This is a genomic window from Halomonas halodenitrificans DSM 735, assembly GCF_000620045.1.
In the GTDB taxonomy this organism is placed as follows: Bacteria; Pseudomonadota; Gammaproteobacteria; order Pseudomonadales; family Halomonadaceae; genus Halomonas; species Halomonas halodenitrificans.
Genome location: NZ_KK211059.1, coordinates 51410 through 77476, shown reverse-complemented (window position 1 = coordinate 77476; position 26067 = coordinate 51410). Strand labels below are relative to the sequence as shown.

The window sequence follows — 26067 nt, the reverse complement described above, 5'->3', positions numbered from 1 at the left end:
CCTCATCGGCCGTCGGCGCCACCACCGCCATCGAGGTCTCCCGGGTCACCCCGGGTGCCTGGCGGGGGGTGCGCGGGGGGCGTCACCGGGCCAGGCGAGGCCCGCTGGACCCGCCTGGCCTGGCCATCGGGGCGGTGTAGCCAGACATCGAACTGGTTGAAGGCAACCTTGATGCCATGGTCGGCAAACAGCTCGCTTACCCGGCAGTTGATCTCATCGGTGGCGAAGAGCCGGTCGCCGAGGCTGTTGACGAAGATACGCAGCTCGAAGTCGAGGGCGTTTTCGCCATAGGCCATGAAGAACACCTGGGGCTCGGGGTCGGCCAATACGCGAGTATTGTCGTCGGCGACCCGGCGCAACAGCTGGTGCACGACGGAATAGTCCGAGCCATGGGCCACGCCGAAGCTGAGCACCACCCGCGTGACGGTATCGCTTAGCGACCAGTTGATCAGCTGATCGGTGACGAACGTCTTGTTGGGGATGATGATCTCCTTGTTGTCGAAGTCGGTCACCGTGGTGGCGCGAATGCGAATACGGCTCACCGTGCCGGTCAGGCTGCCCAGCGTCACGGTGTCGCCGATGCGTACCGGCCGCTCGAAGAGGATGATCAGCCCCGAGATGAAATTGGCGAAGATCTCTTGCAAGCCGAAGCCCAGCCCCACGCCCAGCGCCGCCACCAGCCACTGCAGCTTGTCCCAGGAGACCCCCACGGCTCCCAGGGAGGCCACCAGGCCGGTACCGATGATGGTATAGGAAAGCAGTGACGTGATGGCATAGGCACTGCCCTGCTTGAGCTCGAGGCGCGACAGCAGGCTCACCTCCAGCAGGCCCGGCAGGTTGCGCGCCAACATCATGGTCAGCGCCACGATCAAGAGTGCGGTGAAGATATCGGCCACCGACAGGGCATCGGTGACCAGCTCATCCCCTTCGCCGCCCCAGATTCGCACCTCTTCCAGATAGCCCAGCACGGTCAACAGATCCGCCCATACCAGGTAGAACAGAAACGCAAAGGCGATCAGCAGGAACAGCTTGGCGAGGCGCAGCGACTGCTGGTTGATCTGCTCCATATCCAGCGGCGGCTCCTCGACTACCTCCGGCCCGCCCTCGGCACCCTCCATTTCCTCGGCATGGCGGCGCGCCAGCGCGCGTCGAAATGCCAGGCGGCGTGCCGCCACCGCGAGGCCACGTACCACCGTTGCCTCCACCAGGATCCACACCCCCAACAAATAGAGCGTGATGACAAAGCGGCCGACCAGGCTCAGGGCGGTATACTCATAGCCGCCCACCACCAGCCCGATCAGTACCAGAGGCACGCCGGCCATCGCCAGCCCCAGCACCAGACGGAACAGCTTGAGGCCGAAGAAGGGCACATGGGCCAGGATCAGCCGCGTCATCTTGACGTTCATGACCAGCAGCCCCAGCAACAGCAGGCTCAGCGCCAGCGGGCGATTGCTCAGTTCGAAGTCCGACTCCCTGGCCAGGGTGGCAATGCCCAGCACGGGCACCAGGGCCATCCCCAGCCAGCCCAGCAGCCGGCGCAGGCGGGCGGCATAGCTGGCCGGCCAGTGAAAATGCGTCGTGGCCACGCCATCGGACACCAGGAGCCGACGCGACCATGCCACCACGCCCCATGCCAGGGAGAGCTCCAGCCCTGCCATTCCCAGTGCCCCCGCAGTAACGTCACCCCCGGCCAGCAGCGCCAGACTGGCCGCCGCCAGCAGCAGTGGGCCCGGGGCCGCCATCAGGGCATTGAGGTATATGGCCAGCGGGGTATGCAGCTGGGTATCCCGGCGCAGATGACCGATCTGTTCATGCAGGCCGACGAGGCGCGCCTGGATGCGGCGACGCTTCCAGCCCAGGACCAGGGCCAGCAGCAGCGGCAACAGCCCCACCAGGGCGCCTACCGAGGGAAGGCCCCAGGTCGCCGGCAACGCCTGCCGCCATTCGCCTTCGCGCCACTCCATGGCAAGGTTGGCGGGAAGTTGACGCAGCCAGGCCAGGCCCAGCGGGCGGGTATTGGCGACCCAGAACAGCTGTTCATCGATCGTGGCTCGCAGCTCCTGCGTGGTATCACGCAGCTGCTGCTGATTGAGCTGTAGCTCGATGGCCGAGCTGAGCAGGTTGCCATAGGTCTGTTCGAGCCGGTCGACCAGCTCACGGCGCGACTGATAGAGACGCTGCAAGGAATCGACCAGCCCTTCGTTGCGGGTCACCCCCGCCTCCTCCAGGCGCTGCCCGGCCAGTCGTTCTCCTTCTCGCAGCTTGTCTCGCTGGCGTGCCAGGTCGAACTGGCGCAGACGCAGATCGGCGATCTCATCCTGCAGGTCGCGGCGCGCCTCCACTTCGGGCAGCGCGCGACGCTGCTCGTGAAGTATGCGCGCCAGCAGCGTCGAACCACGGATCGCCTCGATCTGCTCGTTGAGGCTACGCTCGAGCTGGCGCACCTGGTCGAGCATGCTGCGCACCGACAGGCCCTCACGCACCAGGACGCTGCTGCGGTCGTTGGCACGCAGCAGCTCCTGGCTGAGGGTACGGTTTACCTCCTGGGCACTCTCCAGCACCGGATGCCCCGCTTCCAGCAACGGATCATCCCGGACCGCATCGGCGATCGCCTGCTCGGACGCCAGGCGGCGCTTGCGTTCGATGACGCTCTGCAACAGCGCCAGTTCCGCCTGCTGACGAGCCTGCTGCTGCGTCAGCAGTTCCTGGCGCTGCTGGTCCAGCTCACGCAGGCGAGTATTGGTCGACAGCTCACGCTGATGGTAAAGCAGTCGCGCCTCGGCAAGGGCGCGCGCCACCTGGTGTCGCCAGCGTTCGGGGGCATCCGCCGGCACCTTGTTGACATCCAGCTCGTCGAGCTTCCGCCGCGCCTCCTCTACCTGGCGCATGGCCTCGGCTATTGCCTGCTGGGCCCGCTCGGGCAGCGTCCGGGCCGTCAGCAGCTGGGCATTGACCTCGGCGAGGCGGTCCTGAAGACGCTGCAGCGCCACCACCGTCTGCTGCTGGCGGGCCTCCAGTTCATCCAGGGAGAGTTTATCCAGCTCGGCGGCGGAGTCTCGGGGCGCCGAGGCCTCATCCTCCAGTTCGCGCTCCAGGCGCATCAGCTCCTCGGGCGCCTGGTCCACCCGCTCCTCGAGGGCGTCCTGGCGCTCGCCGACCCTGGCCAGGGCATCGAGGTCGGCAAGCGTCGCGCCGAGCAACTCGATGGTGGCCTGTTCCTCATCGGTGGGCCCCGCCTCCCCCGCCCCCTCTTTAAGGCCGGTGAGACGCTCCTCCACGGCGGCGCGCTCGGGCAGCGACGCCTGCTGAGCCAGGGCCGGCCATGTCATGGCCAGGAGCATCAACCCCAGCAGCCAATATATGGCAAGACACCTCCCGCCTTCCCTGACACCCGCGTCCGGTCGTCCGCTCACGCCCCTCTCCCGTTATATGATCCTGGCCGTCGATTCTCCGTGCCCATCCTCGGCAAGGCAATCGCCACGACGCTTCCTGGTTGACTTGCCCCTCGAGCATGGTAGAACGATGGTCCCAACCTTTCTGCCCGGATCCCCGACATGCGTCTGCCGATAAGCATCGCTGCCCTAGCTTCACTCTCTCTGCTCTTCACCGGCATGGCCCAGGCGGCAACGGATACCGAAAGTCGTGCCGAACTTCAGGCACGCCTGGACGAGCTGCGCACCGAGGTCGCCGACGTGGAGGCAAGGCTCGAGACCCTGGAGGAGTCGCCGGACGAGGCCGTACCGAACGCGAGGGAATTCGCCTGGCCTCCGGCCCCGAGGCTCGCCCCGGGGGACGTTGCCGTGGTCGAGGCCGCCGGACGGCGCGAGCTGGAAAAGGCCTCGAACCGCAATCCCTATGCCATCACTGCCTATCGGCGCAATTACCTGTTTCCGCTCACCTATAACCGCAAGCCCAACCATGCCACCTACGCGCAATTGACCGGCGAGGACGGCATGGAGCGTAACGAGCTGAAGTTTCAGTTCAGCGCCAAGGTGGCCATTGCCGAAGGGCTGTTCGGTGATACCGGCGACCTCTACTTCGCCTATACCCAACGCAGCTGGTGGCAAGCCTACAACACCGACGATTCCTCGCCATTTCGCGAGACCAACTACGAGCCTGAAGTATTCCTCAGCCTCGACAATGACTGGCAGGTCTTCGGCTGGGCCAATATACGCAACCGCATCGCCATCAACCATCAGTCCAACGGCCGTTCCAATGAACTGTCGCGCAGCTGGAACCGCCTCTATCTGGAGACCATCTTCCAGCGTGGCGACTGGGCGCTCAGCCTGGCCCCCCACTACCGCCTGCCGGAAACCACCGGCGATGACGACAACCCCGATATCGAGCGCTATATGGGCTACGGCGACGTCACCGTCGCGCGACGCTTCGGCAACAGTGAGCTCAGCCTGATGCTGCGCGGCAATCCCGGGGCCGGGCATATGGGCGGGCAGTTCGACTACTCCTGGCCGCTCTTCGACAGCAAGGTTCGCGCCCATGTACAGTACTATCACGGCTACGGCGAGAGCCTGATCGACTACGATCATACGACCCAGCGCCTCAGCCTGGGCTTCAGCCTCAACCCGTTGTTTTCACCCAACAGCGGCCTGCTGCGCTAGTCGCAGCCGGCCGCGGGCCGGGGCGCTGCCAAGCCGTGCCCCGGCTGCTATGCTAGCCGTGTCACCCACCGTCACAGGAAGACTCAAATGGCGAATCGTACCCACGAATCCACCGAGCAACTCAAGGCAGACCTTCAGCACCTCAGCCAGACCGTCGAGGAGCTGGTCAACGCCACAGCCGACGATTCACGCAGCAATATCAAGGAACTGCGTGAGCGTGCCGAGAAGCGACTCAAGGACACTCGCGAACGCCTCGAATCCCGCGGCGAGCGCTTCTATGGCGAGGCTCGAGAAACTCTCGACCATCAGGTGGATGCCTGTGACCGCTACGTGCGAGACAACCCCTGGACCAGCATCGGCATCGGCGCCGGCGTGGGTGTCGTGATCGGCATGCTGATCGGACGGCGCTGATGGCATCCAGCCAGGGACCGGCTCAGCGGGTATTCACCGCCGGCAGGCGCCTGCTGGGTAGCCTGCTGGCCACCGGAGAAACGCGCCTGCGTCTCGCCGTGCTGGAACTCGAGGAGGAGCGTGCCCGCCTGGTGGGCATGCTGCTGCTTGCCGGGCTGGCAATGATCCTGTTGCTGCTCGGCATCGCGGTGCTCACCACCCTGGTGATCGTGTTTTTCTGGGACAGCTACCGCTTGACCGCCATCGCCGTCAGCGCGGGTGTCCTGCTGGGCAGCGGCCTGCTGCTCTGCCTGCGCGTCATGCAGCTGGCACGGCGGCGCACCCTGCTGGCCAGCACCCTCAAGCATCTTGCCACCGACCGCGAACTGCTGGAGCACGAACGCCGGCACGAGGAGACCCGGCATGGCGGCTAAACACGGCGCGTATGCCAGTCGGTCGGACGAGAAGGCCGCCCTGGAAGAGCGCATCGAACAGCAACGCGTGGATATTCTGGTCGAGGCCAGCCGCTGGCAGACCGCCACTCAACCGCTCGACAGCGGGTGGCACAGGCTGATGCGCTTCAAGACGCCCCTCTACGCTCTGGGGGGGCTATTGGTGCTGAGGCTAAGCAAGCACCGCGGCCGCCTGCTTCACTACGGCCGTCGCGCAACAACCGGCGCCCTGGCGATCAACCGGGTGCGCCGCCTGCTACGCTAAGGCCCTCATCACGCCGACCCATCCATCGCCTGAGGCGGGAGGTCGGGCAGCGCCGGCAATCCGGCCGACGCCTCATCGTTCCAGCCAATCAGCGTGACCAGTATCTGCCCCCGGGCCACCCAGTGCTCGGCGGCATCCGCCATCAGTTCCACGAACGTCGCCATGGCGCCCACTTCCATGGGCGCCGCCGGCACCGCCATCACCCGCGGCCTGCCCGGCGCCCAGGCGAGCTCGGTCAGGCAGTCCCAGGCGGCGTCCCAGTTACGCCCGAAATAATCGGGGAAGGCGAGGCTCGCCGCCAGACCATCGAGCAGCGCCTCGCGATTCCAGCGCGGCGCGGCGGCCAGGCAGTGCCAGTCGACGCCCGAGGCATCGCCCACTGCCCCATGCGGTATATCACACAGGGCCGCGAGCCGGGGTGCCTCCAGGCGATAGACGCCGGCATGGGCCGGATCGCTCACATGGCGAGCCAGGGCCGCTCTCCAGGAGGGCACACCTCTCGAGGAGGTCGCATGTTTCGAGACAGGCGGCTTCATCGACGATCCTCCAGTATCCGAAAGGAGTCGTAATGATCCGCGGTGTAGTAGAAGACCTCGGGCGGCTTTCCCCCGGTCACGATGCGCCGGGGCCCGCGATGGGAGAGCCCCGGCGTCTCCACGGTATATTCGCGATAGTAGCCGCGGGGTTGCTGGGGCAGCCGGCCTTCGCGATTGAAGAAGGTCGTGCCGTCCTGTGAATGGGGGAAGGCCCCATCGCGCTCGATCAGGCGTAGGGTGGCATCGATCTGCGCCTGCCCCGGCAGACGCTGCTCCACGGCGGGCGGCCCGGCCTCTCCAGGCCGCTCCGACTGCTCCTCGAACCAGGTAAGCCCCGCCAGGGCCAACAGCGCTACCAGCAACACTCTTTTCATCATCGTCGGGATCCCATGTACTTAAAGACTCGTACTTAAAGACTCGTGCTTAAAGGCTCGTGCTTAAAGGCTCTGCCCACAGGCCACGCCGCTGGCCCAGGCCCACTGGAAGTTGTGGCCGCCCAGCTCCCCGGTCACATCCAGCACCTCGCCGATAAAGCGTAGCTGCGGCAGCCCCGTGACGGCGAAGTCACGAGAGGATACCGCCCCGGTATCCACGCCACCCAGGGTCACCTCGGCGGTACGCCAGCCTTCGGTGCCGGCGGGCTTCAGCCGCCAGCGATTAAGCGCCTCGCCCCAGCTTTGCAGACGCGCGTTGCCGCATTCGGCCAGCACGCCATCATCGCCCTGCCATTCCACCAGCGCCTGTGCCAGCCGCCTGGGCAGACGCTCGCCCAGCCAGGTAGAGAGGCGGCGCTTCGGCGTGTCCCGCCGCGCCGCACATAACGACGCGAAGGCATCCTCGCCGGGTAGCAGGTCGATGGCGATCTCGTCGCCGGGCTGCCAGTAGCTCGAGGCCTGCAGCATGGCCGGGCCCGACAGGCCGCGGTGGGTAAACAGCATGGGCTCACGGTAGCGCCCCTCGCGGCAGCTGGCCTCCACCTCGCAGCTGACCCCGGCCAGCGCTTCGGCCCGCGCCTTCCATTGTGAGGTCAGGGTGAAGGGTACCAGCGCCGGACGCGTATCGGTCACCGTCAGCCCGAACTGGCGGGCGATCTCGTAGCCGAAGCCGCTGGCCCCCATGGTGGGAATCGAGAGGCCCCCGCAGGCCACGACCAGGGCCCCACCGTCGATCACGCCGGTCGAGGTGGTCAGACGCATGCCCTCCCCGCGCCGCTCCACCGCGTCGATACGGGTCTTCAGGCGGATATCCACGCCCGCCCAGTCGCACTCGGTCAGCAGCACGCGCAGGACTTCCTTGGCGGAGTCGGCACAGAACAGCTGCCCCGGGGCCTTCTCCACGTACTCGACGCCATGGCGCTCCACCAGCTCCACAAAGTGCTCGGGCCGATAACGCTTGAGGGCCGAGATGCAGAAATGGGGATTGCCCGAAAAGAAGTTGGCCGGCGTGGAGTTGAGGTTGGTGAAGTTACAGCGCCCACCACCGGACATCAGGATCTTCTTGCCGGCCTTGTTGGCATGGTCGAGGACCAGCACCCGTCGCCCCGCGTAGCCGGCATTCAGGGCACACATCAGCCCCGCGGCGCCGGCGCCGATCACTATCACGTCGTATGTCACCCTTGAGCCCTCCCGGCTATATCGCGTACCGCCAACGGCGAGGCGCGCATTCTAGCAGCCGCGCTGCCAGGCGCCGAGGCTAGCCTCACATGTACAAACTTTGTACAATTAACCCTCATGGGCCCTCGACGGGTTGTGAAATATTGTCACACTCCGGCGGCTGCATCCGGTTACGCTGTACGACGTCCCTGCCGCTCACACTGCGTTTCACGACAACTTCGCTTCACGACAAGACTGCTCCTATGCCGCCACGCACCCTGTTACGTTCACTGCCCCTGCTGATGGGTCTGCTACTGGCGGTGACCACACCGCTACACGCCCAGCAGCCCACGGCGGTAATCGCCGCCGAGGCCCGCCGGGTCTCCTGGTCCGATCCACTGGCGTCGCTGGGGACCCTGCGCGCCGACGAGAGTGTCACGCTTTCCGCGACGGTCACCGATACCGTGGCGGAGCTGAACTTCCGCGACGGCGATCGCGTCGAGTCGGGCCAGCTGCTGGTACGGCTGGCCGATGACGAGGCCCAGGCCAACCTGCGTGCCGCCCAGGCCCTGAGGGAGGAGCGCCGCAACGCCGTCAATCGCCTGGGCCAGCTGCAGCGTCGGAACCTGGCGCCGCGGGGAGACCTGGAAGACGCCCAGTCGCGACTGCGCCAGGTGGAGGCCGATATCCAGGCCCTGGAGGCACGCCTCGACGACTATCGCCTGCGGGCGCCCTTCGCCGGCCGTGTCGGCTTTCGCAACGTCAGCGTGGGTACCCTGGTGACGCCGGGCACCGAGCTTGTCACGCTGGACAAGCTCGATGTGATGAAGCTCGACTTCACCCTGCCGGAGCGGGCCCTGGGCGAGATAGCCCCGGGGCTGACGCTCAGTGCCACCAGTGCCGCCTATCGCGATACCGTCTTCCACGGCGAGATCGACAGCATCGCCAGCCGGGTCGACCCGGTCAGCCGCAGCCTCACCGTGCGTGCCCTGATCGACAACCCCGAGGGCCTCCTGCGCCCCGGCATGCTGATGAATGTGGTAGTGCAGCGCGAAGCCCGCCAGGCCCTGGTGATTCCCGAATCGGCGCTGATCCCCGAGGGACGCCGTCAGTTCGTGCTGACCCTGGCCCCGGACGACGAGCACCGGGTGACGCGCCGCGAAATCACCCTCGGCGCCCGCCGCAGGGGGGAAGTGGAGATACTCGACGGTCTCCGCGAAGGCCAGCTGGTGGTGGCCCACGGCACCGAGCGAGTACGCGACGGCCAGCCCACCCGACTGCTGGGCATCCTCGACGAATCCACCAGCGTCCCCGAGCTGCTGCGCGCGGATCGTGACACCCCGGAGGCCAGCGGCTGATGCGCCTCTCCGATATTTCCGTCCAGCGCCCGGTACTCGCCACGGTGCTGGCCGCCTTGATCGTGGCCTTCGGGCTGCTCGCCCTGCAGCGCCTGCCGCTGCAGGAGTATCCGTCCATCGACCCACCCATCGTCAGCGTCGATACCCGCTACCCGGGTGCCTCGGCCAGCGTGGTGGAAACCCGGATCACCCAGGTACTGGAGGACCGTATCGCCGGCGTTTCCGGCATCCAGGTGATCTCTTCCTCGAGCCGGGACGGTCGCTCCAGCATCAATATCGAATTTGGCCTCGACCAGGACATCGATTCGGCGGCCAATGATATCCGCGATCGCATCTCCGACGCCGCCGGCAACCTGCCCGACGAGGCCGACCCGCCCGAGGTCCAGAAGGCCGACTCCAGCTCCCAGGTGGTGATCTGGTTGTCGCTGTCCGGTGAGGGCTACACCATGGCGGAACTCACCGATTACGCCAACCGCTACCTGGTGGATCGCTTCTCGATCCAGCCGGGGGTCTCGCGCGTCATCATCGGCGGCGGACGGGAATACGCCATGCGCGTCTGGCTCGATGCCGATGCCATGGCGGCCCGCGGGCTCACCGCCGGCGACGTGGAAGACGCCCTGCGCGCCGATAACGCCGAACTCCCCGGGGGCTCCATCGAATCCAGCGAGCGCCAGTTTATCGTGCGCCTGCCGCGGGGCTTCGCGACGGCGGAGGATTTCCGACGCCTGGTGCTGGACAAGGCCGACGACGGCTACCTGGTACGCCTGGGCGACGTGGCCCGGGTGGAGGTCGGTGCCGTGGAGGAGCGCACCATCTTCCGCGGCAACGGCACGCCCATGGTGGGCCTGGGCATGGTCAAGCAGTCCACCGCCAATGTGCTGGAGATCTCTCGCGAGGTACAGGACGAGATGGCCCGCCAGCAGCCGGGGTTACCCGACGGCATGACGCTGCGCCTGAACTTCGACTCCTCGGTATTCGTCCAGGGCGCCATTTCCCAGGTGGTGCAGACCCTGTTTATCGCCATGGGCCTGGTGGTGGTCGCGATCTTTCTCTTCCTGGGTAACCTGCGCACCACCCTGATCCCCGCGGTAACCGTGCCCATTGCCCTGATCGGCGCCTTTGGCGCCCTGGCCGCCATGGGCTTCACCATCAATCTGCTCACCCTGCTGGCCCTGGTGCTGGCCATCGGCCTGATCGTCGACGACGCCATCGTGGTGCTGGAAAACATCCACCGGCGCATGCATGACCATGGCGAGACACCCCTGGTGGCCGCCTTACGCGGCACCCGCCAGATCGCCTTCGCGGTGATCGCCACCACCCTGGTGCTGATCGCGGTATTCGTGCCGCTGAGTTTCCTCCAGGGCGATATCGGCCGGCTGTTCTCGGAGTTCGCCCTGACCCTGGCCGCGGCCGTAGCCATCTCCAGTTTGCTGGCCCTGACCCTGACGCCGATGATGGCCTCAAAACTCCTCAAGGCGGGCATGCATGAGGGGCCCCTCGCCCGCGGCGTACAGCGGGCCCTGGATTACTCGCGCCGCCTCTACCGCCGCCTGCTGGAACGCGCCCTCAGGCTGCGCCTGGTCGTGATGGTACTGCTTCTCGCGGTAGTCGGCGCCATGCTGTGGCTCAACAATGAACTGCCCAACGAATACACGCCCCAGGAGGATCGTGGCAATTTCTGGGTGATCGTCAATGGTCCCCCCGGCGCCACCTACGACTATATGCTCGACTACATGGACGAGATCGAGGCCCGGCTGCTGCCGATGGTCGAGGCCGGAGAGGTCGAGCGCGTGGTGGTGCGCGCGCCAATGGGCTGGGGCAATATCGAGACCTTCAACAGCGGTTTCGTCATCATCAACCTCGCCGACTGGGGGGAGCGCCGCTCGGCCTGGGCCATCATGAACGAGATCCGTGGCAAGCTGACCGACCTGCCCGGGGTGCGCGCCTTTCCGGTAATGCGCCAGGGCTTCGGCGCCAGCGTCGAGAAGCCCGTGCAGTTCGTGCTGGGTGGCGGCACCTACGAGGAGCTGGAGGCCTGGCGCGACACCCTCTTCGCCCATATCCGCGAGGACAACCCTCGCCTCACCGGGCTGGACAGCGACTACGAGGAGACCCAGCCCCAGCTCGAGGTCGATGTCGATTACCAGCGAGCCGCCGAGCTCGGGGTCACCGTCACCGAGATCGGGCGCACCCTGGAGACCCTGCTGGGCGGGCGTACCGCCACCCGCTATATCGACGATGGCGAAGAGTACGACGTCATCCTCGAGGGCGAACCCGGCGCGCGCCCCAGCCCTCGAAGCCTGGAGAGCCTGCGGGTCCGCTCACAGCGCAGCGGCGAACTGATTCCCCTGGCCAGCCTGGTGACCCTCACCGACTTTGCCGGCCCCAGCACACTGAATCGCTTCAATCGGGTGCGCGCCATCACCCTCGAGGCGGACCTCGCCGACGGCTATCCGCTGGGCGAGGCACTGGAGTACCTGGAAGAGGCGGTGCGTGAACAACTCCCCCCCGAGGCCCAGACCGACGTCAAGGGCGCCTCTCGCGACTTTCAGGAAGCCAGCGGCGCCACGGGCTTTTTGCTGGGCCTCGGCATCCTGGTGGTCTTCCTGGTGCTGGCCGGCCAGTTCGAGAGCTTCATACACCCCTTCGTGATCATGCTCACCGTGCCCCTGGCGATCTGCGGCGCCCTGCTGGGGCTCCATGTCACCGGTCAGTCGCTGAACATCTACAGCCAGGTCGGGCTGGTAATGCTGGTCGGGCTCGCGGCCAAGAACGGCATCCTGATCGTGGAGTTCGCCAACCAGCTGCGCGACCAGGGCTGGGCCTTCCACGACGCGCTGGTAGAGGCCTCGGTGACTCGCCTGCGCCCCATCGTGATGACCGCCGTCACCACCATGGCGGGCGCCATACCGCTGATCATCTCCACCGGCGCCGGGGCCGAGACGCGCCTGGTGATCGGCATCGTCATCCTTTGCGGCCTGGCCGCCGCCACCCTGTTTACCCTCTTCGTGGTGCCGGTGGCCTACGACCTGCTGGCGCGGCACACCGGCTCCCCCGGCGATGTCACGAAACGCCTCGAGCGTGAAATGGAGGCGACCCCGGAGGGGCATTGACCCCACCCGACCCCGGAACGCAAGACGGCCACCCTCGGGTGGCCGTCTTGCGTTGTGCCTAGGGCGAGGGCATCAGCACTCGCCGACACGCTGCCCCTCGACCTCGGTCACCATCTCCATCTCGCCCATCTGCGGCGACTGGATGGTGACCTCGACATGACCCACGCTGGTCTCGCCGAGAAACTCCATATTACCGACGATATCCGCCTGACCACCCTCGGCCTGACAGGCCATGCGGTAGTCCATGCCATCGACGCCCACATTGTGTTCGAGCAGCTCACAGTTCTCCTCTTCCTCGATCATCTGGAAGTCGGGATCATCGAGATCCCCCTGGGCGATACACTGCCGGGACGTCTCGGTCTGGTCGGGAAACGGCAGGTCGCCGGAAACCGAGGTGGTGCTGGTGAACTTCCACTCCCCCGGCACGATATTGGGCGTCTCGGCCAGGGCGGAGATAGGCAGCGCCAGCAGCAGGCCGGCGAACATGGCGGGTAAAGACACGGTTCGTAAAGACATGGTGCGTAAGGACATGGGACTCTCCCTGTCGTGGATTCGGCCCCAGCATAGCGAACCAGTGCCCTCGGGCGCACCCCTGGCCTTCAAGCCCTGGTCCTCACCCGCCGAAGTGCGAAAACTGCTTGCATTCGCATACTTAGGTCGATACTATATGCGCCGTTCTGACGCGAAAGGCAACCGCCCTGGCGTGGGAATAACATTGCGGAGGGGTGTCCGAGTGGTCGAAGGAGCTCGCCTGGAAAGCGGGTAAGCCGAAAGGCTTCGAGGGTTCGAATCCCTCCCCCTCCGCCAAGATTTTTGATCAAGCCGCTGAGAAATCAGCGGCTTTTTCTTTGTCTCTACCTTCCTTAGGCCTTAGGCCATCGTGCAGCCGATATCTGTACCGAGCAGCCTCGAGTCATGGCCGACGACCACCGTCCCCGCTTACGGGTCACCCCCCGAACAACCAACGCCGATGCCCGCTCCATAGCGGGCATCGTGACCTGGGAATCGGTGTCGCGTCGGCTCGCCTCAGGAGGCATAGGCCCCGGCGGAGTAGGTCAGCTCATAGCTGTGGCTATAGATCTCGAGGACGTTGCCGAAGGGGTCTTCCATATAGACCATGCGGAACGGCTTCTCGCCGGGAAAATACTCCCTGACCGGCATCCGCTGCTTGCCGCCGGCCGCGACGATGCGCTCGGCGAGCCCTTCCACGTCGGGGTCCTGGATACAGAAGTGGAAGACACCGGTCTTCCAGTACTCGAAGTTGTTCTCGGGCGTTTCCTGCCCCTTGAACTCGAACAGCTCCACGCCGACTCGGTCGCCGGTGGACAGGTGGGCGATGCGGAACGACTCCCAGCCCGGGCCGAAGACATCGCTGCACATCACGCCGATGGCGGAGTCGTCCTCGACGATGGTGGTGGGCTCCATGATCACGTACCAGCCGAGGATCTCGGTGTAGAACGCGACGGCCGCCTCGACATCGGGAACCGAGATGCCGATATGCGAGAAGGTGCGGGGATAGGGCTGGCTCATGACGAAAGCTCCTGTGGTGTCGTCTGGGGCGATAACACTGGCCATGTTAGGCAGCCCGTGGCATAAACAAAATAATCACTCACTTATCCCGGCAATAAAAAAATCTTATGCTTCATCCTCACTGGCTGCATACCTTCGAGACCGTGGTCGAGCTGGGTAACTTCACCCGGGCGGCCGAGCGCCTGGACCTGACCCAGGCCGCGGTCAGCCAACATATCAAGCACCTGGAAACCCGGCTCGGCCCGCTACTGCTCCGCCAGCCGAGGCGCCTGGAGCTGACCCCCGCGGGCCATGCCCTGCTCGACTATCAGCGAGAGATGCAGGCCGCCGACCAGCGCCTGCAACAGCGCCTGGCCGGCGATGACGCGACCCGGGGCAGGCTCAGCCTTATCACCCCCGGCAGCATCGGCCTGGCCATCTATCCGCACCTTTTGGCACTGCAAGGCGAGGCGCCCGGGCTCACCATCCATCATCGCTTTGGCCCGACCGCGGAGGTCATCGAGAGTGTGCTCGATAATCGTGTGGAGTTCGGGCTCGCCAGCCAGCAGCCGGAGGACCCGCGCCTCGCGGTGTCGCTGTTTGCGCGGGAGGCCCTCGAGCTGGTGGTGCCGGCCGGGGCAGGCGTACACGGCTGGGAGGACCTGATGCGGCTGGGCTTCATTGATCATCCGGATGGCCATGACATGGCCACTCGACTCTTGAGTCGCTGCTTCCCCGGGAATCCGGGGGTGCGCCAGCTGCCCTGCCGAGGCTTTACCAATCAGATCGGCCTGATTCTTGATCCGGTCGCCGAGGGGCTGGGCTTCAGCGTCCTGCCGCGCTTTGCCCGCCAGGCATTCGCGCGCCCCGAGGCGATCCAGGTCGTCGAGAATCTGCCCCGGGTCGTGGATTCGCTATGGCTTCTGCAGCGCGCCGAATGGCCGCTCACGGCTCGCGCCCGTCACGCCATCGCGTGGCTCAAGGCCCGCCTCTAGGCCTCCTGCTCCGAGGGCGGTTGGCTTATACCGCCGGCAGGCGGCGGCGCAGCGAGTGATAGCGCGCCTCTAGGCCTTCGAAGAGGGTCTGGCGCAGCCAGGTATGGCCGGCATCCGCATGGTGGCGTTCATGCCACACCAGCCAGTAGGAAAAGGACGCCACCTCCAGGGGCAGCCGCCGCAACGCCAGCGGCCAGTGCTCCACCACGCTGGCGGCGAGACACCCTGGCACACACAACAGCAAATCACTGTGCTGGGTGGCCGAAAAGCTCGCCAGGAAGTGCGGCTGACGCAGGCTGACGTGTCGCGTCAGGCCCTGCCTTGCCAGGGCCAGATCCACCGCACCGCGATCATCGCCGCCCATGCTGATCAGCTGATGATCGGCCTCCAGGAAGGCCTCCAGCGTGAAGGCCGCCTCGGGCGCCCGGGCCAGCGGATGCCCCTCGCGCATCACACAGACGAAATGGTCGCGACCCAGCTCGCGGCCGTGCACGTTGGCCGGCACATGCTCGCCGAGAACACAGAGCGCCAGCTCGGGGCCGCCCTCGTCGAGCCTCTGCTCGATGCTGCCGCTGGAGGCCTGAACATCCAGGCGCAGGTGGGGCGCCTGCTGCTTGAGGATCTGCCACTGGGGCGCCAGGAAGGCGTGCATGCCATAGTCGGTGGACGCCAGCTGAAAGCGGCGACGGGTACTGGCCGGATCGAACGTGGGCGGCGCCAGCAGCGCCCCCAGCTCTTCCAGCAGGCGTTCCAGGGGTGGCCCCAGCGCCTCGGCCCTGGCCGTGGGGCGCAGCCCACGATGCGTGCGCACGAACAGCGGGTCATCGAAGGCCAGGCGTAGCCTCGACAGGGTGCGTGACACCGCGGGCTGGCTGAGATTGAGGCGCTGGGCGGCCCGAGTGACGCTGCGGGAGTCCAGCAACGCATGCAGGGTCACCAGGGCATTCAGATCGTGGCGGGCGAGATCGGCGAGGTGCATGGGCACGCCTTCATGGTGATGGGCATCGGTATTTCAATGGCAATGATATCAGCTTTTCGCATATTGCTTTTAAGCAACTTGCATTGGCGTGATATCACTCGAATGCCGTAGCATTGATGCATCGCTGATGAGGAACGGGACTTCGACCCGTATGCCCTCCTGCAGAGACCCGAGACACCAAGGAGTTTCCATGCAAAGCCGCTATTTCACGATTCATGAACATCCCCAGGGCATGCCCGCCCCCGAGCTGTTCCAACTCGAAACGACCGAGCTGGCCGCCCTGGCGGAAGGCGAGGTGCGCGTTCGCAACGCCTGGCTCTCCGTCGATCCCTATATGCGTGGACGCATGTCCGGCGTCACGACCTACATCGACCCCTTCACGCTCGGCAAGCCCCTGGAAGGCGCCGCCGTGGGTGAGGTCATCGAGTCCCGGGATGCCCGCTTCAAGGAGGGCGACAAGGTTCGCCACATGGGCGGTTGGCGCGATATCGCCCAGCTCCCCGGCGACCAGCTCGAGCCGCTGCCGACCTTCGATGTGCCGCCCCAGGCCTATCTGGGCGTCCTGGGCATGCCGGGCACTACCGCCTGGGTAGGCCTTAACGTGATCGCCGACATGCAGGAAGGCGACAACGTGCTGGTCAGCGCCGCCGGCGGCGCCGTGGGCTCGCTTGCGGTACAACTGGCCAAGGCCAAGGGCGGCACCGTGGTCGGCATCGCCGGCGACCCGAAGAAGCTGGAATGGCTCGAATCCCACGGCATCAAGGCCGTCAGCTACCGCGACAAGGATGCTAGCCAGCTGAGCCAGGCGCTCAAGGACGCCTGCCCCGAGGGCTTCGATGTCTATTACGAAAACGTCGGCGGCGACTGCCTGGAAGCGGCCCTCGATAACCTCAGGGTCGGTGCCCGCATCGCCATCTGCGGCATGATCTCACGCTACAACGACGAAGGCCCCGCCGCCGGCCCCGCCAACCTGGCGATGCTGCTGATTCGCCGCGCACGCGCCGAGGGCTTTATCGTCTTCGATCACTGGCAGCATCACGGCGACTTCCTGAACGAGTTCGGCCCGCGTGTCGCCAAGGGCGAGATTGACTATCAGGAAACCGTCATGGAAGGGCTGGAGAGTACGCCGGAGGCCTTCCGAGCCCTCTTCACCGGCGGCAACCAGGGCAAGATGCTGGTCAAGCTCTAAGCCTTCCCCCCCGCCAGGCGCCGATAGGACAAGCGCGCCTGGCGGCCGGCTCGTGACCGCCGAGACAACCCGTGGTCACGAGCGCTCCGCCAACACCGCATAGTCACCCCGGGCCTTTAGACAAAGGGTGTCATCGCACCATAGTCGCTGCACCAGGGTGATGCGCCCGCGTCCCTTCTCCCCCAGATGCCGGGCCAGGTTATCGGGGCCCTTCTCTTGCTCGGGCAGGCATTCCAGCCGATAGTCGCCGGTCACCGGCGCCAAAAAGCGCTGACCGGCCTCGGCCACGACGACATCGCGGCTAATGCCGTGTCGGCGCAGCCATAGAGTGGTCCAGCACCAGCCCAGCAGGGTGGTCTGGGCGGCGAGGGAACCACCAAAACCGGTGCCCTTGTCATTGAGGTTGGGGGCGAGCGCCAGCTCCCAGCCGAGCCGGTCGCCCTCGCGGCGCATCTCGCGGATGCCCAGCTGCCGAACCAGGGGAATCGCCTCGCCTAGCCAGGCGAGGAATTCGCCAGGGTCATCCTCGCCGCCCTGGGGCGGCAGGGGGAGTCGCGGGTGGGGAACGCCGATCTCACGCATCTCAGCGCCAGCGCTCGACGAAGTCGTCGATATCATGCTGGGCGATGGGCTTGTGGCGGCCACCCAGGGTGCCGAGATAGATGAAGGCCACCACCTCGTCGTCCTCGTTCAGCCCCAACCCCTTGCGTACCACGGGGTCGAAGGCGTACTTGCCGCTGCGCCACATGGCGCCGAAGCCCTGGGCATGGGCGGCAAGCAGGATGGCGTGGGCCGCGCAGCCGGCCGAGATCACCTGCTCCACCTTGGGTACCTTGGGCACCTCCGGGGTAACCTTGGCGATCACCGCAATCACCATGGGGGCACGCAGGGGCTTCTTGCGGGCGGCGTTCAGGGCGGTATCTCCGACATGAGGGTCCTCACGATACTCCGCCTCGGCAAACAGCTCCCCCAGCCGCTCCCGGCCTTCGCCGGAAAACTCGATAAACCGCCAGGGACGCAGCTCCTTGTGGTCCGGCGCCCGCAGGGCCGCACGATAGATGGCCTCGAGTTGTTCGGCATCGGGCGCCGGGGCCATCAGCTTGCCCATGGAGCTGCGTTCATGCAGCAGCGTCATCGCGTCCATCGTTATCTCTCCCTTGGTCCATCGATCAAACAGCGCGTATCGCCTTGCTGGCACAGTCATTCGGCCATTCGGCCGCGCGCGCGATGAGCGTATCAGCAACGGGATGAAGCCGTCTCGCATACGGCAGTAAAGAAACGGCTGATGGCCCTCGAGGCCATCGCGAAGACAAGGACGTCCTTGACGCTATCGACGAAGTGCTATAAAACTTAACCCACACACAGCATCATGTATAAGATTTGAATAGCTTTTGCTCAGGAGAGACACCATGACCATGAAACTGCCTACAGCACTCGCCGTCGGCGCCCTGATGGCTGCCACGACTGGCACCGCAACGGCCGCCGACAACCCCATGAGCGTACACGTGCTCAATATCGAAAACGGCCTGCCCTCGCCGGACGTCAGCGTCACGCTCGAGCAGCGTCACGACGACGGTGAATGGGAAGAGATCAATAGCGCCGTGACCGGTGACAATGGCCGCGTCAGCGCCCTCTACCCCGAAGACACCGAGCTGGAAAACGGCACCTACCGCGTTACGTTCGATACCGGAGAGTGGTTCGACAGCCACGATACCGAGACCTTCTTCCCCGAGGTGCCGGTGGTCTTCGCCATCGACGGCGAGCTGGACCACTACCATATCCCGCTGCTGCTGAGCCCCTACGGCTACTCCACCTACCGCGGCAACTAAGCCTATCGCCGTCCATGGCGTCCCAGACGAGACTGCCCCCGTTGCCGCAAGGCAACGGGGGCAGTCTTTTTCAGCCGACGAATGCGAACCTGGCCAAGACCCGATGGCAGAGCTTGCGGGCACCCCGCCGGGTTGAACGTGGCGGTGTGGCCGCCCCGGCGGCCTATTGCCTGGCCAGGCGCAGCGGCTCGGGAGGCCGCTGCCCCGGCGTGGCTCGCCAGGGGCTGATATCGAGGCCGCCGCGGCGCACGTAGCGCGCCAGCACCAACAGTCGCTCCGGCCGGGCATGGTGCATCAGGTCCATGAAGATATGCTCCACGCAATGCTCGTGGAAGTCCTGGTGCTGACGATAGCCCACCAGGTAGCGCAGCAGCTCGGCTCGGTCGAGCCGCGGCCCGCGATAGCGGATCAGCACGCTGCCCCAGTCGGGCTGGCCGGTGACTGGACAGTTGGACTTGAGCAGGTGGGAGTAAAGGGTCTCCTCCACGATATCCTCACCGGCGACCAGGCGCTCGCCGCCAACCGGCGTATAGTCGCTGATCTCGATATCCTGCTCGTCCAGGCTCTCCCCGGGAAGGCGACGCGGCATCAGCGCCGCGTCATCGACTCCGAACAGCTCGACGTCGACTGCTGCCCCGGCGACCCGGGCCAGGTCGCGCTCCAGCGTCTCGATCACCGCCTCGGGGCCGTCGAAGCGGGTCTGGTTGAAGCCGTTGAGGTAGAGCTTCCAGGACTTGGATTCGATCAGGTTGGGCGAGGCCGCCGGCAGGCGAAAGCGCGCCACGGCCACCACCGGCTTGCCCCGCGCATTGAGCCAGCTGACCTCGAAGGCGTGCCACTCGTCCTCGCCGACGAAGGGCAAGGCGCCCTCCTCGATGCCCAGCGGTACGCGGTTGGCGGCACGCGGGATCGCATAGAGCAGCGAGGCATCATAGTGCTGGGGATAGGCGGACTCGCGCCCCAGCGGGGCCTCCGCCAGGGTCTCGGGACGCCGGCTCATGAACGGATCCCCTTGCCGCGCTCCAGCATCCACAGGGCCACGGCGAACAGCACCACGATAAAGGCGAAGATGGCGGCCAGGGCCCAGCCCACGGGGATGTCCGAGACCCCGAGGAAACCGTAGCGGAACACGTTCACCATGTAGAGGATGGGGTTGAGCATCGAGACGCCCTGCCAGAAGTCCGGCAGCAGCGAGATGGAATAGAAGACCCCGCCCAGATAGGTCAGTGGCGTCAGGATAAAGGTCGGCACGATGGAGATATCATCGAACTTCTTGCCCAGCAGGGCGTTGATAAAGCCACCGATGGCGAACAGCGCCGCCGTCAGCACCACCACCAGCACGGTCAGCACCGGGTGCGCCACGCTCAGGCGGGTGAAGAACAGCGACACGACCGTCACGATCAGGCCGACCCCCAGCCCGCGCGCCATGCCGCCGAGCACGAAGCCGGAGAGAATCACCCAGTTGGGCATCGGCGATACCATCATCTCCTCCACGCTGCGCTGGAACTTGTTGGAGAAGAACGAGGACGCGACGTTGGAGTAGCTGTTGGTGATCACCGCCATCATGATCAACCCGGGGACGATGAAGTCCATGTAGGTATAGCCATCCATCTCCCCGATGCGCGACCCGATCAGGTTGCCGAAGATGATGAAGTACATCGTCATGGTGATCGACGGCGGCAGCAGGGTCTGGGGCCAGATGCGCGTGAAACGCTTGATCTCCTTGACGACCAGGGTCCAGAGGGCGATGGCGATCTGCTGGGGGCTCATGCGCGTGCCTCCTTGTCTTGGTCGGCGGCGGCGGACTCATCCAGGGCCTTGTTGCCCTGCTCCACCATGGAGACGAACATCTCCTCGAGGCGGTTGGCGCGGTTGCGCATGGACACCACCTGGATCCCCTGGCGGGAGAGCGCCTCGAAGACATCATTGAGGCGCTGGCCGCGATGCACCGCCACGGCGAGCTGCGCCGGCTCCGATTGCGTGACCTCGAAGCCCGGCACGTCCGGCGCCGCATCCAGCGCATGCGCCAGGTCGAACAGGAAGGTCTCGGTATCCAGCTCCATCAAGAGGTCACGCACGCTGGTGTTCCGAATGATCTCGCCGTGGTTGATGATGGCCACGTTGCGACACAGGCTTTCGGCTTCTTCCAGATAGTGGGTAGTGAGGATGATGGTGGTGCCCTCCTCGCGGTTGATGCGGCGCATGTACTCCCACATGCTGCGGCGCAGCTCGATATCCACCCCGGCGGTAGGTTCATCGAGGATCAACAGCTTGGGCCGATGCATCAGGGCCCGGGCGATCATCAGGCGGCGCTTCATGCCACCGGAGAGCATCCGCGCGCTGCCGTTGCGCTTGTCCCACAACCCCAGGTCACGCAGCAGTTCCTCGGCCCGGGGCAGCGCCTCGCGGTGCGACATGCCGTAGTAGCCGGCCTGGGCCAGCACGATGTCCAGGACCTTCTCGAACTGGTTGAAGTTGAACTCCTGGGGCACCACGCCCAGGTGATACTTGGCACGGGCGAAGTCACGATCGATATCGATTCCGAAGATCGATACCTTGCCTTCGCTCTTCTGCACCAGCGAACAGACCACGCCCAGAGTGGTGGACTTGCCGGCACCGTTGGGGCCAAGCATCGCGAAAAAGTCGCCCTCGGCAACATCGAGGTCGATGCCCTTGAGGGCCTGGAAGCCATTGCCGTAGACCTTGGTCAGGCCACGGATGGACAGAGCCGGTTCGGCCATGCGCAATCCTTGAAACGATTCGGGGTTTGAGTGCGGGGCTGCCGCAATCACTAAGCTGCTAACGATATGCGGGCGATGCCCTACCGATTCAAGCGGGCCCTGGCGGTTTTCAGCGGGCCATCGCACCGTGTTGACCCCGTGACGCCGGGGCCCTAAGCTGGCATCCATTCCTAGGGGGGTCCTGACGGACTGAGACTCCGACGCCGTGTCCAGACGACGCGCTGCCGGTAACCCTTCGAACCTGATCCGGGTCATGCCGGCGAAGGGAAGGAAGTGCCATACGGCCACGTTTCTCACCCAACGCAACTGCGTCCTCTCGTAGCGACGCTCGGCATCGCACCGGGCCTTTCCATGCTAGGGAGAACGTCATGCTGTCGACCGCCCACGCCTTCGGGTGGCTAATCGCCTTCTCGGTGCTGTTCGCCGTGCCGGGGATGCTCTATGCCCGCCGCCACAACGAGAGCCTCGAAGACTTCATCATCGCCCGCAACAGCCAGGGCGCCACCGCCACGGTACTGACCCTGATGGCCTCGACGCTGGGCACCTGGATCCTCTTCGGCCCCGCCCAGGCGGCCTCCTGGGGCGGCCTGGGCGCCATTGCCGGCTATGCACTGGGCTCGCTGGCGCCACGGCTGGTGATGATCCCCCTGGGGCGGCGCCTGCGCGAGCTCTCGCCGGGCGGCCATTCGCTGACCGAGTTCGTGATGAGCCGCTACGGGCGCCCCATGTACGCCTTCACCCTCGCCATCATGCTGTTCTATCTGTTCATCTCCCTGGCCGCGGGGATCACCGCCATCGCCAAGATGGTCGGGCTGCTGGCGCCGGTCCCGCTATGGGCGACCAGCTCGGTGGTCATGGCCGCCACCCTGCTCTACACCCTGTATGGCGGCCTGCGCGCCTCGATCTTCACCGACAAGGTGCAGATGGTCGTGATCATGCCGCTGCTCGCCGTGCTGCTGATCGTCGGCTGGCAGGCCGCCGGCGGCGTCGGCCCGACCCTCGCCGGGCTCGAGGCGACGGCGCCGCAGCTGCTCGACATCACCGACCCGGTAGGCCTCAAGGCCGGCCTCACCTTCTTCCTGGCCGTGATGCTGACCGGGCTCTTCTATCAGGGCAACTGGCAGCGCGTCTACGCGGCCCGGAGCAACCGCGCCGTGGGCCTGGGCTTTCTGCTCGGCGGCCTGCTGAGCGCCCCGATGATCTTCGTGATGGGCCTGTTCGGCCTGGCGTTCGTGGGGCTGGGGCTGGCCGGCGATGGCTCGGTCGCACTGTTCAGCGTGCTGCTCGCCGACATCCCCGGCTGGTTCGCCGTGGGCCTGATCCTGCTGGGACTGGCGCTGGTCATGAGCAGCGCCGATACCACCATCAGCGCCGCCTCGAGCCTGATCGCCGTCGACGGCGGGCGCCTGCTGCCCAAGGCCAGTGACCAGCGGTTGATGCGCCTGTCGCGCTGGCTGATCCTGCTGCTGGCCCTGCCGGTGACCTTCGTGGCCGCCCAGGGCTACAGCGTGCTCTACCTCTTCCTGCTGGCCGACCTGTTCTGCTGCGCGGCCGCCTTCCCGGTGTTCTTCGGGCTCTTCCACCGCCGCTTCGACGGGCGCGCCGCGGTACTCGCCACCCTCAGCGGCCTGGTCGCCGGCCTCATCCTCTTCCCGGCCCCGGGCGACGCCTTGAACACCCTGATGGAATCCTTCCTGCTGGCCACCTTCATGCCGGTCGTGACGGGCCTCACTCTGTTGGTCCTGCTGCCGGCGAAGCAGCGCTTCGACTTTACCGCGCTGGGTGCCGGCGCCCGGCGCTTCGAAGGCTAAAAAACGCCCCGTCGAGGGGCGTTTGGCGTCCTGGAGCATCTCTCAAGGGCTCGATGGTGCCGGGTGTTAAGCGCTGGGTGCCAGGTGTTAAGCGCTGGGGGCCAGGCGTGAAGCGCTAGGCGCGCCGCCCCGGCGGCCGCTCGAGGCCGAAGTGGCCACGCAGCGTCGTCGCCTCATACGCCTCGCGGAACAGTCCGCGGCGCTGCAGCTCCGGCACCACCTGGTCCACGAAGTCCTCGATCCCCGAGGGCAGCGACGGCGGCATCAGGTTGAAACCGTCCGCCCCACGGCCATGGAACCAGCGCTCCATCTCGTCGGCGATGCTCTCGGGGGTGCCGACCATGGTGCAGTGACCACCACCGGCGGCGAGCCGACCCAGCAGCTCACGCAGGGTGGGCCTTTCCGTCTCGATGATACGCAGGATGGTGGCATAACGCCCCTGGGGGCCGCGGAACTCGGCCAGCGGTGGCAACGGCGGCACCGGGGCATCCAGCTCCCAGTCGCTGCAGTCCTGCTCGATGAACAGTCCCAGCTGGCGCAACGAGGCCGCTACCGGCAGGCAGTCGTCCAGCTCGCGCTGCTTGGCGCGGGCCTCTTCCATGGTGGAGCCGACATAGGTGACCAGCCCCGGCAGGACCGGCACCGGCGCGGCGCGCCCGGCCGCGGCGACGCGCGACTTGATATCCCCGTAGTAGGCCTGGGCCGCCTCCAGGTCGTAGGCGACCGCGTAGATCGCCTCGGCGAAGTGTGCCGCCAGGTCGCGCCCCTGGGCCGAGGCGCCCGCCTGCACCAGCACCGGATTTCCCTGGGGCGGACGCGGCAGGTTCAGGGGGCCGTCCACCAGGAAGTGTTCGCCATGATGGTGAATCGCCTGCACCTTCTCCGGGTCGGCATAGCGGCCCTGCCGGTCGCGCTCGATGGCGTCATCGGACCAGCTGTCCCACAACGCCAGCACCGCCTGCACGAATTCCTCGGCGCGGGCATAGCGCTCGCCATGCGGAGGCATGGCCGGGTAGCCGTGGTTGCGCGCCTCGCTGTCGAACATCGAGGTCACCACGTTCCAGCCCACGCGCCCGCCGGAGATATGATCCAGCGAGCCCACCAGCCGGGCCGCGTGGAAGGGAGTGTAGAAGGTGCTGGAGAGCGTGCTGATCAGCCCGATTCGCCGGGTGGCCCGGCTCATGGCGGACAGCGCGGTCAGCGGCTCGAGATGCCAGTGAAAACCGTCCTCCACGCTGCCAACACTCATGCCATCGGCGAAGAACACCGCGTCCAGCTTGCCGCGCTCGGCAGTGCGGGCCAGGGATTCATAGTAGACGATGTCGCCGAGCCGCTCGGCACAGGAGTCGGGGTGCCGCCAGGCCGCGCGATGGTGACCGCAGCCCATGACGAACAGATTGAGATGCAGCTTTTCGTGGGCTGTACGTGGCGTCATCATCCCTTCACCAGTCCGCCGTCGACGATCAGGTTCTGGCCGGTGACCGCCCGGGCCCAGGGCGAGGCGAAGAAGAGTGCCGCGTCGGCGAACTCTTCCGGCGTGGTCACCCGACGCAGGGGCGTATTCTGGGCGATCAGGTCGAAGACCGCCTCCGGGGTCGCACTGGATGCATCGGTGGTGCGCAGCAGTCCGCCGGAGATCATGTTCACGGTGATGTTGTCGGGCCCCAGGTCGTTGGCGAGGGTGCGGGTCAGCGAGAGCAGCGCGGCCTTGCCGGCGGTGTAGTCATGATAGGGCACGACGGGATTCTGGAAGAGGTTGGTGCCGACGTTGACGATGCGGCCGCCGCCCCGCTCACGCATGCCGGCTAGCGCCGCCTGGATGGTGTTAAGCGCGCCTCGGTTGACGCCCTCGAGCTGTTGGTGGAGGCGTGCCCAGTCGAGCGTATCGGCGTCGGGGCGCGCGTCGCCGTTGAAGGTGAATTCGGGCAGAGCGTTGTTGACCACGGTGGTGATCGGCGCCCCGAAGTGGGCCCGAGCCTGTTCGAACAAGGCCCCGACCGCCGCGGCGTCACGCACGTCGGCCTGGACGGCCTGCACGCGCTGCGGCGCCTCCCCCACCAGCGCCTCGGCGGCCTCGCGGCTCTGGAAGTAGTTCACCACCACGCGGGCGCCCTGGCCGAGGAAGGCGCGCGTCAGGTGAGCGCCGAGGCCACGGGCACCGCCGGTGATGAGAACGACCTGCTGGTCGATGGCCTGCTGGTCGATGGATAGAGAGGAAACGGTCATGACGACTCCTGGGTACGCGGCAAAGGGCGCCGCGCTGGAGTCGGCCGACATCCCTTCGCCAGTGTGAACTGGATCAGGTTCGACGGGTATCATCTCAGCGGCCGCGGCCGCACCCCGTGTCCAGGAGGCACCATAGCGCACTCAAACGAACAGGAATAGCCGGGCGGACACTACGGCTCATATCTCGAGCCCTGGCCTGACCGGGGAAATAATGCAATCTGTTGAGACAGGAACGCGGTGTGACGGAGTCGTCAGCAACCAGGCTTGTGCCCTGGCCCACGATCAAGAATCTGAAGGGTATTGAGGAACCGATTGGAGCGGGAAAGGAGATTCGACCGGGCTGGCGCCCCAGCTCGTGACTCGAGCCTTGGCCGATATTGAGCAACCGATTGGAGCGGGAAAGGAGATTCGAACTCCCGACCCTCGCCTTGGCAAGGCGATGCTCTACCACTGAGCTATTCCCGCT

General features: G+C 66.1%; 24 protein-coding genes, 2 tRNA genes and 2 riboswitches. Of the genes, 11 read left to right on the top strand and 15 right to left on the bottom strand.

Annotated elements, in window-relative coordinates:
* Positions 1-2: 2 nt before the first annotated feature.
* Positions 3-3413: a mechanosensitive channel MscK gene (mscK, locus tag Q358_RS0115175; RefSeq protein ID WP_027962746.1), complete on the bottom strand. Its 3411-nt coding sequence runs from the start codon at positions 3411-3413 to the stop codon at positions 3-5.
* 141 nt (positions 3414-3554) lie between these two features.
* Between mscK and Q358_RS0115170 the strand changes: the two genes are divergently transcribed.
* The 4 genes from Q358_RS0115170 (at position 3555) to Q358_RS0115155 (ending at position 5723) form a co-directional block, all read left to right on the top strand.
* A complete protein-coding gene (locus Q358_RS0115170) occupies positions 3555-4616 on the top strand; it encodes a phospholipase A (protein WP_051530449.1) in 1062 nt (353 codons plus the stop codon).
* 87 nt (positions 4617-4703) lie between these two features.
* Entirely contained in the window at positions 4704-5027 is a 324-nt protein-coding gene (locus Q358_RS0115165) for an ElaB/YgaM/YqjD family protein (RefSeq protein WP_027962744.1), read from the top strand.
* Positions 5027-5440: a phage holin family protein gene (locus Q358_RS0115160; protein WP_043488571.1), complete on the top strand. Its 414-nt coding sequence runs from the start codon at positions 5027-5029 to the stop codon at positions 5438-5440. The genes Q358_RS0115165 and Q358_RS0115160 overlap by 1 nt, the downstream gene beginning before the upstream one ends.
* Positions 5430-5723, top strand: a complete 294-nt coding sequence (locus Q358_RS0115155) for a YqjK-like family protein (RefSeq protein ID WP_027962742.1) — start codon at positions 5430-5432, stop codon at positions 5721-5723. The genes Q358_RS0115160 and Q358_RS0115155 overlap by 11 nt, the downstream gene beginning before the upstream one ends.
* A gap of 8 nt (positions 5724-5731) precedes the next feature.
* Here the strand turns inward: Q358_RS0115155 and Q358_RS18060 are convergent, their stop codons facing one another.
* The 3 genes from Q358_RS18060 to Q358_RS0115140 form a co-directional block, all read right to left on the bottom strand.
* Positions 5732-6184 carry a barstar family protein gene (locus tag Q358_RS18060; RefSeq protein WP_051530447.1) on the bottom strand — a complete coding sequence of 151 codons (453 nt, stop codon included), beginning with the start codon at positions 6182-6184 and terminating at the stop codon, positions 5732-5734.
* 71 nt (positions 6185-6255) lie between these two features.
* Positions 6256-6636: a guanyl-specific ribonuclease gene (locus Q358_RS0115145; protein WP_027962741.1), complete on the bottom strand. Its 381-nt coding sequence runs from the start codon at positions 6634-6636 to the stop codon at positions 6256-6258.
* 60 nt (positions 6637-6696) lie between these two features.
* Positions 6697-7872: a BaiN/RdsA family NAD(P)/FAD-dependent oxidoreductase gene (locus tag Q358_RS0115140; protein ID WP_027962740.1), complete on the bottom strand. Its 1176-nt coding sequence runs from the start codon at positions 7870-7872 to the stop codon at positions 6697-6699.
* Between the two features lie 242 nt (positions 7873-8114).
* On the opposite strand from Q358_RS0115140, the gene Q358_RS0115135 reads away from it, so the two are divergent.
* Both Q358_RS0115135 and Q358_RS0115130 read left to right on the top strand, forming a co-directional pair.
* Positions 8115-9209, top strand: a complete 1095-nt coding sequence (locus tag Q358_RS0115135; protein WP_043488569.1) for an efflux RND transporter periplasmic adaptor subunit — start codon at positions 8115-8117, stop codon at positions 9207-9209.
* Positions 9209-12322 carry an efflux RND transporter permease subunit gene (locus tag Q358_RS0115130; RefSeq protein WP_027962738.1) on the top strand — a complete coding sequence of 1038 codons (3114 nt, stop codon included), beginning with the start codon at positions 9209-9211 and terminating at the stop codon, positions 12320-12322. Before Q358_RS0115135 ends, Q358_RS0115130 begins: the two co-directional genes overlap by 1 nt.
* Before the next feature lie 72 nt (positions 12323-12394).
* Here Q358_RS0115130 and Q358_RS0115125 read toward each other — a convergent pair whose 3' ends face one another.
* The gene (locus tag Q358_RS0115125; protein ID WP_245598336.1) at positions 12395-12853 is read right to left on the bottom strand and encodes a DUF3617 domain-containing protein; all 459 of its coding nucleotides are present in this window, start codon (positions 12851-12853) and stop codon (positions 12395-12397) included.
* Between the two features lie 188 nt (positions 12854-13041).
* Here Q358_RS0115125 and Q358_RS0115120 point away from each other — a divergent pair.
* Positions 13042-13129: transfer RNA gene (locus Q358_RS0115120), tRNA-Ser, on the top strand.
* Positions 13130-13348: 219 nt separating this feature from the next.
* On the opposite strand, the gene Q358_RS0115115 is transcribed toward Q358_RS0115120, so the two are convergent.
* A complete protein-coding gene (locus Q358_RS0115115) occupies positions 13349-13852 on the bottom strand; it encodes a lactoylglutathione lyase family protein (protein WP_027962736.1) in 504 nt (167 codons plus the stop codon).
* A gap of 107 nt (positions 13853-13959) precedes the next feature.
* On the opposite strand from Q358_RS0115115, the gene Q358_RS0115110 reads away from it, so the two are divergent.
* On the top strand, positions 13960-14826 hold the full coding sequence (locus Q358_RS0115110) for a LysR family transcriptional regulator (protein ID WP_027962735.1): 867 nt from the start codon (positions 13960-13962) through the stop codon (positions 14824-14826).
* A 25-nt stretch (positions 14827-14851) separates the two neighbouring features.
* Here Q358_RS0115110 and Q358_RS17750 read toward each other — a convergent pair whose 3' ends face one another.
* Positions 14852-15805, bottom strand: a complete 954-nt coding sequence (locus tag Q358_RS17750; protein WP_051530445.1) for a LysR family transcriptional regulator — start codon at positions 15803-15805, stop codon at positions 14852-14854.
* Between the two features lie 190 nt (positions 15806-15995).
* On the opposite strand from Q358_RS17750, the gene Q358_RS0115100 reads away from it, so the two are divergent.
* Positions 15996-16994 carry an NADP-dependent oxidoreductase gene (locus Q358_RS0115100; protein ID WP_027962734.1) on the top strand — a complete coding sequence of 333 codons (999 nt, stop codon included), beginning with the start codon at positions 15996-15998 and terminating at the stop codon, positions 16992-16994.
* A 75-nt stretch (positions 16995-17069) separates the two neighbouring features.
* Here Q358_RS0115100 and Q358_RS0115095 read toward each other — a convergent pair whose 3' ends face one another.
* Positions 17070-17576 (bottom strand): YiiD C-terminal domain-containing protein, encoded by a 507-nt coding sequence (locus Q358_RS0115095; protein WP_027962733.1) that lies wholly within the window; start codon positions 17574-17576, stop codon positions 17070-17072.
* Position 17577: 1 nt separating this feature from the next.
* A complete protein-coding gene (locus Q358_RS0115090) occupies positions 17578-18138 on the bottom strand; it encodes an NAD(P)H nitroreductase (protein WP_027962732.1) in 561 nt (186 codons plus the stop codon).
* A 265-nt stretch (positions 18139-18403) separates the two neighbouring features.
* Between Q358_RS0115090 and uraH the strand changes: the two genes are divergently transcribed.
* On the top strand, positions 18404-18823 hold the full coding sequence (gene uraH, locus Q358_RS0115085) for a hydroxyisourate hydrolase (protein WP_211248345.1): 420 nt from the start codon (positions 18404-18406) through the stop codon (positions 18821-18823).
* A 163-nt stretch (positions 18824-18986) separates the two neighbouring features.
* Here the strand turns inward: uraH and queF are convergent, their stop codons facing one another.
* From queF to Q358_RS0115070, 3 genes are read right to left on the bottom strand one after another with little or no spacing between them, the layout of a single operon-like run.
* Entirely contained in the window at positions 18987-19823 is an 837-nt protein-coding gene (gene queF, locus Q358_RS0115080) for an NADPH-dependent 7-cyano-7-deazaguanine reductase QueF (protein WP_027962730.1), read from the bottom strand.
* Positions 19820-20593 (bottom strand): ABC transporter permease, encoded by a 774-nt coding sequence (locus Q358_RS0115075; RefSeq protein WP_027962729.1) that lies wholly within the window; start codon positions 20591-20593, stop codon positions 19820-19822. Before Q358_RS0115075 ends, queF begins: the two co-directional genes overlap by 4 nt.
* On the bottom strand, positions 20590-21564 hold the full coding sequence (locus Q358_RS0115070; protein WP_027962728.1) for an ABC transporter ATP-binding protein: 975 nt from the start codon (positions 21562-21564) through the stop codon (positions 20590-20592). The genes Q358_RS0115075 and Q358_RS0115070 overlap by 4 nt, the downstream gene beginning before the upstream one ends.
* A gap of 162 nt (positions 21565-21726) precedes the next feature.
* Positions 21727-21849: riboswitch (TPP riboswitch) on the top strand.
* An 83-nt stretch (positions 21850-21932) separates the two neighbouring features.
* Between Q358_RS0115070 and Q358_RS0115065 the strand changes: the two genes are divergently transcribed.
* Positions 21933-23375 (top strand): sodium:solute symporter family protein, encoded by a 1443-nt coding sequence (locus tag Q358_RS0115065; protein ID WP_027962727.1) that lies wholly within the window; start codon positions 21933-21935, stop codon positions 23373-23375.
* 115 nt (positions 23376-23490) lie between these two features.
* Here Q358_RS0115065 and Q358_RS0115060 read toward each other — a convergent pair whose 3' ends face one another.
* The 3 genes from Q358_RS0115060 to Q358_RS0115050 form a co-directional block, all read right to left on the bottom strand.
* Positions 23491-24810: an LLM class flavin-dependent oxidoreductase gene (locus Q358_RS0115060; RefSeq protein WP_027962726.1), complete on the bottom strand. Its 1320-nt coding sequence runs from the start codon at positions 24808-24810 to the stop codon at positions 23491-23493.
* Positions 24810-25601, bottom strand: a complete 792-nt coding sequence (locus Q358_RS0115055) for a 3-oxoacyl-ACP reductase (RefSeq protein ID WP_051530443.1) — start codon at positions 25599-25601, stop codon at positions 24810-24812. The genes Q358_RS0115060 and Q358_RS0115055 overlap by 1 nt, the downstream gene beginning before the upstream one ends.
* A gap of 33 nt (positions 25602-25634) precedes the next feature.
* Positions 25635-25728: riboswitch (TPP riboswitch) on the bottom strand.
* 263 nt (positions 25729-25991) lie between these two features.
* A tRNA-Gly gene (locus Q358_RS0115050) sits at positions 25992-26066 on the bottom strand.
* Position 26067 lies beyond the last annotated feature (1 nt).